Source organism: Actinophytocola sp. (genome assembly GCF_035712165.1).
Classification (GTDB): Bacteria; Actinomycetota; Actinomycetes; order Mycobacteriales; family Pseudonocardiaceae; genus DASYTH01.
The window spans coordinates 1-4,008 of the sequence record NZ_DASTBH010000506.1 but is presented as its reverse complement, the minus strand read 5'-3'; the positions used below and the strand labels follow the sequence as shown (position 1 = coordinate 4,008).

At 72.5% G+C, this 4,008-nt stretch carries 3 protein-coding genes and 1 pseudogene; 1 reads left to right on the top strand and 3 read right to left on the bottom strand.

The features are described 5' to 3' along the window. The 3 genes from VFO68_RS28740 to VFO68_RS28730 form a co-directional block, all read right to left on the bottom strand. Positions 1-1,479, bottom strand: a 1,479-nt coding sequence (locus VFO68_RS28740; protein WP_325161542.1) for a glycoside hydrolase family 57 protein, incomplete at its 3' end; no start/stop codon positions are given. Next, on the bottom strand, positions 1,476-2,216 hold the full coding sequence (locus VFO68_RS28735; protein ID WP_325161541.1) for a class I SAM-dependent methyltransferase: 741 nt from the start codon (positions 2,214-2,216) through the stop codon (positions 1,476-1,478). The genes VFO68_RS28735 and VFO68_RS28740, both read right to left, overlap by 4 nt. Before the next feature lie 40 nt (positions 2,217-2,256). Beyond that, complete coding sequence (locus VFO68_RS28730) at positions 2,257-3,489, bottom strand: MFS transporter (RefSeq protein ID WP_325161540.1); 1,233 nt, start codon at positions 3,487-3,489, stop codon at positions 2,257-2,259. Positions 3,490-3,920: 431 nt separating this feature from the next. Between VFO68_RS28730 and VFO68_RS28725 the strand changes: the two are divergent. Further along, positions 3,921-4,008: pseudogene (locus tag VFO68_RS28725) on the top strand (electron transfer flavoprotein subunit beta); the annotation flags it as partial.

The window sequence follows — 4,008 nt, the reverse complement described above, 5'->3', positions numbered from 1 at the left end:
GAAAAGCCCGTCCTGGGCCCGCAGCCGCTCGGCCAGGTGCACCGCGGCGGTCCGCCGGCCGGCCCGGATCAGGCCGGCCAGCTCGCACAGCCGCGCGCGGTGCAGGTCCGCGCGGCGGCGCGCGTAGTCGGCGGCGGAGTTCTTGGTGACCATGAACGCCCAGTCGCTGGACAGGGCCAGCAGCGCCTCCCGGACGGCCTGGTCCAGCACCGGGTCACGGGCCGCGCCGGCCGATGGCAGGCCGAGCAGTTCGTCCTGCACCGCCTCGCCGGCGGTGACCAGGTCGGCGACCTGCTCGCCGTCCCAGACCCGCCAGTCCTTGCCGGAACCCCAGGACGAGGCGGGCAGGTCCACCGGCGCCCCGAGATGCCCGGCGGCCAGCGCGCCGCGCAGCGTGGTGACCCGGACCCCGGCACCCGGCAGCGCCCGCAACACGGCCTCCAGCCAGGCCGGTCCCTCGTGCCACCAGTGCCCGTACAGCTCGGTGTCGTAGGCGGCCACGACAAGGGGCGGCACTCCGTGCCGGTCCCGCAGGGCGCGCAGCCTGCGCACCACGGTGGTCACGAAGTCGTTGGCGTGCTTGGTGATCGCGGCCGCGGCGAGAGCGGGGTCATAGGGCCGCTTGGCTTCCGGCGGCACGTTCCGGCCGGTGACCCGGGCGGGTTTGAGCCCGGACGGGTGGTCGAAGGTGTGGAAGTCGCGGTAGGCGGGATGGCCCGGGTAGCCGGCTTTCGGCGACCAGACCCGGTAGGTGACCTCCAGGTCCCGGCCGAAGCACACCACCGCCGAGTCGCCGACCGGCCGGGGCGCGTGCGTGTCGCCGCGCAGAGCCGGGCCGTCCACCAGGAACCGGCGCACCCCGGCGCGCTGGTAGTCGTGCTCCATCCCCGGCGCGAAGCCGCATTCCGGCGCCCAGATGCCGGCCGGCCGGTGTCCGGTGCGCAGTTCGGTGTCGGTCAAGCCGGTGTGCAGCGCGAAGTCCCGTACCGGTTGCCGCAGCAGCGGCTGGAACGGATGGGTCGCCGGCCCGCCTAGCAGTTCGATCGCGCCGGCGTCCACCAGCGGACGCAGCACCGGCGAGAAACCGTGCCGCCAGCGGGACTCGAACTCCTCGATGGCGTGCGCGGCGGTGCGGTACTCGGCCGCGGCCAGCGAGCGGAGCAGTTCGTCGCCGCCGCGCCAGCGGCCCGCGGCGTACTGCGCGCGCAGCTGCCAGGTGCCCAGCCAGTCGTGAAACCCGCGCAGCGCATAGGGATCGTCGAGCTGCGCGGCGAGCACCGGGGTGACCCCGATGGTCAGCACGTCCCGGACGCCCTCGTCGGCGAACCGGCGCACCAGGTCGATCACCGGCAGGTAGGAGTGCGCCCAGGCCTGGTAGAGCCATTCCTCGCCGACCGGCCAGGATCCGTGGTGCGGCAGCCAGGGGAGGTGGCTGTGCAGGACCAGGCAGAACGAACCGATCGGTTCCTCCTCTGTCATGCCACCGCCACGGCGATGAGATCGAGACTGGCGTCCAGATCCTCGGTGCCGATCACGAAGTCCTCGACGGTCACCGAGGTCACCGCGGCCAGGAGTTCGTCCGGCCAGGGCGATCCGTCGACGGCGACCGCCACCTGGGCCTCGATGATCGCGCCGCCGAGCAGCCCGCGCAGCCGGGGGCCGTGCCCCAGACCGGCCAGCAGTTCGACGGTGAACCCGGCGTGGCGGAGCAGCTCGTCCAGCTCCGCCGCGGCCAACTCCCTGGTGTGGAAGGGATTGAGCGGAGTGTCCCGGCCGGGCGAGAAGGTGATCCGGTTCGGCGTGGTGACCAGCAACCGTCCGCCGGGACGCAACACCCGGTGGCATTCCAGGAGAAATCCGGGCTGGTCCCAAAGGTGTTCGATCACCTGCAGGTTCGCCACGACGTCCACAGTGGACGATCCGACCGGCAGGCCGGCGAGGTTGCCGCGCACCGCCCGCACCCGGGGGTAGGCGGCGGCCACATGCGCCGCGGTCAGCGCGTCGTAGTCCACCGCGCACACCAGCCGGGCCGTGCTCGCCAGCAGCTCCGCCCCGTACCCCTCGCCACAGCCCGCCTCCAGCACCACGGCGTCCCGGCAGTACGGCGCCAGCGCCAGGTATGCCGCCTCGTGGCGCCGGAACCAGTAGTTCTCCCGCGGCACACCCGGCACGGTGCGCTCACCGGTGAGCGGCAGCGCCTTGGTTTCCGGGAACATGAACGGGGACGGTAACGGATGGGTGCGGCTGTGACCGGCGTCACGCGGTCGTGGACCGGCTTTCCTGGCGGGTGTCCAGGTCGGCGGGGAACGGGCGGAGCGCGAACGCGGCGGCGACGCCGATCGCCGCGACGCACACCCCGGAGACGATGAACGTCTCGCTCGGGCTGCCGAGCGTCCGGGTGAGCAGCCCGCCGATCAGCGCGCCGATCGGCATGGCGCCCCACACCAGCGTCCGCCAGACGCCGAGCACCCGGCCGAGCAGTTCGTCCGGCACGGCGAGGTGGCGCGCGGTGGCGATGATCACGTTGCTGCCGACCACGCCGGCGCCGAACGCGCCGAGCAGCACGCCGGCCGGGATCGGGGCGTGCACGAAGCCCATGGCCGCCGTGGCGGTCCCGATCAGCACGATGCCGCCGACCAGCACGCCCCGGCGGGGCAGCACCTTGGTCAGCGCCGGGGTCACGGCCGCGCCGAGCACCCCGCCCGCGCCGGCGGCGAGGGCGAACACGCCGAACGCCGCCTCGCCGAGATCGAGGTCCTGCAGCGCGTAGAGGACGAGTTGGGCCTGGGAGAACTCGATGGTCAGGCCGAGCAGCGCGACGATGACCACCAACCGGGCCATCAGGGTGTGGCCGCGCAGCCAGCGGATTCCGGCGGCGAGCTCGCCGCGCAGCCGGTGCCTGCCCGCCGGACGCGGGGCCGGTCGCGGCGCGAGGCTGCCGGCCAGGGCGACCAGCAGCACGGCGGCCACCGCGAAGGCGCCGGAACCGAGCAGGAACGGCAGCGCGGCGAACGCGGCGAAGGCGATGCTGCCGACCGGGTTGCCGACGAAGGTCTGGCAGACCGTCTCGATCGTCTGCAGCTTGCTGTTGGCGCTCTCCAGCCGGTCGCGTTCGACGACGGCCGGGATGAGCACGTTCGCGGCGCTGTCCGCGACCACCTCGGCGGCGCCGACCAGCAGCGCGGCCAGGTAGATCACCGTGATGCTCAGGGTGTCCAGCAGCACGACCGCGGCGAGCAGGCCGATCACCAGCGCCCGGGTCAGGTTGGCCAGCAGCATCGCCCGGCGCCGGTCGGTGCGGTCCAGCAGCACGCCGGAGATCGCGCTGAAGAGCAGCCAGGGAAGCTGCTGGATGGCGGCCAGCCCGGCGATCAGCACCGGGTCTCGGGTCAGCGTGGTGGCCAGGAGGGGGAAGGCGACCCGGCCGATCCCGTCGGCGAGGTTGGACAGCGCGCTGGAGGACAGCAACCAGTTCAGCCGACCGCTCACGGGCGCCGGTCCATGCTCAGCTCCGCGCCCGTTGCCACGAACGACAAATATACGGCTTGCCGGCAAAGATCACGCCCGTCTCCGGTCGCCGGGTCGGCACAACCGGCCTGGTCAGGCCGGTTGCGGGGGCTGAATGGATTCCGGCGGGGCCGGCGGGCAACACGAAAATCTGCCCGGATGGCGCATCAGAACGGGCCATGCTAAACGCTAATGGCATCGCGGTGCGATTATTCCGGACCGAATCCGGGGCGCTGGAATTGGCGCCGGGGGAGCCGGTCTCCCCGGCTCGCCGGAGCCGGGGACTCGCGGTGGTCGAGGGGCGCTAACCTTGCTCAATCGGGTGAGCACGATCACGAACGACCGCGGGACGCGGTGCCTTACCCCTATGCTACTCGCAAGTAACATGCGGCTCGGGAGGTCGGAGCAGAGCAATGCCAAACATCGTTGTCCTGGTGAAGCAGGTGCCGGACACCTACTCGGAGCGCAAGCTGACCGAGGGTGACTACACGCTGGACCGTG

Coding starts and splice junctions, on each gene's coding strand:
- VFO68_RS28735 (WP_325161541.1), bottom strand. CDS start 2,216: ATGTTCCCGGAAACCAAGGCGCTGCCGCTCACCGGTGAGCGCACCGTG.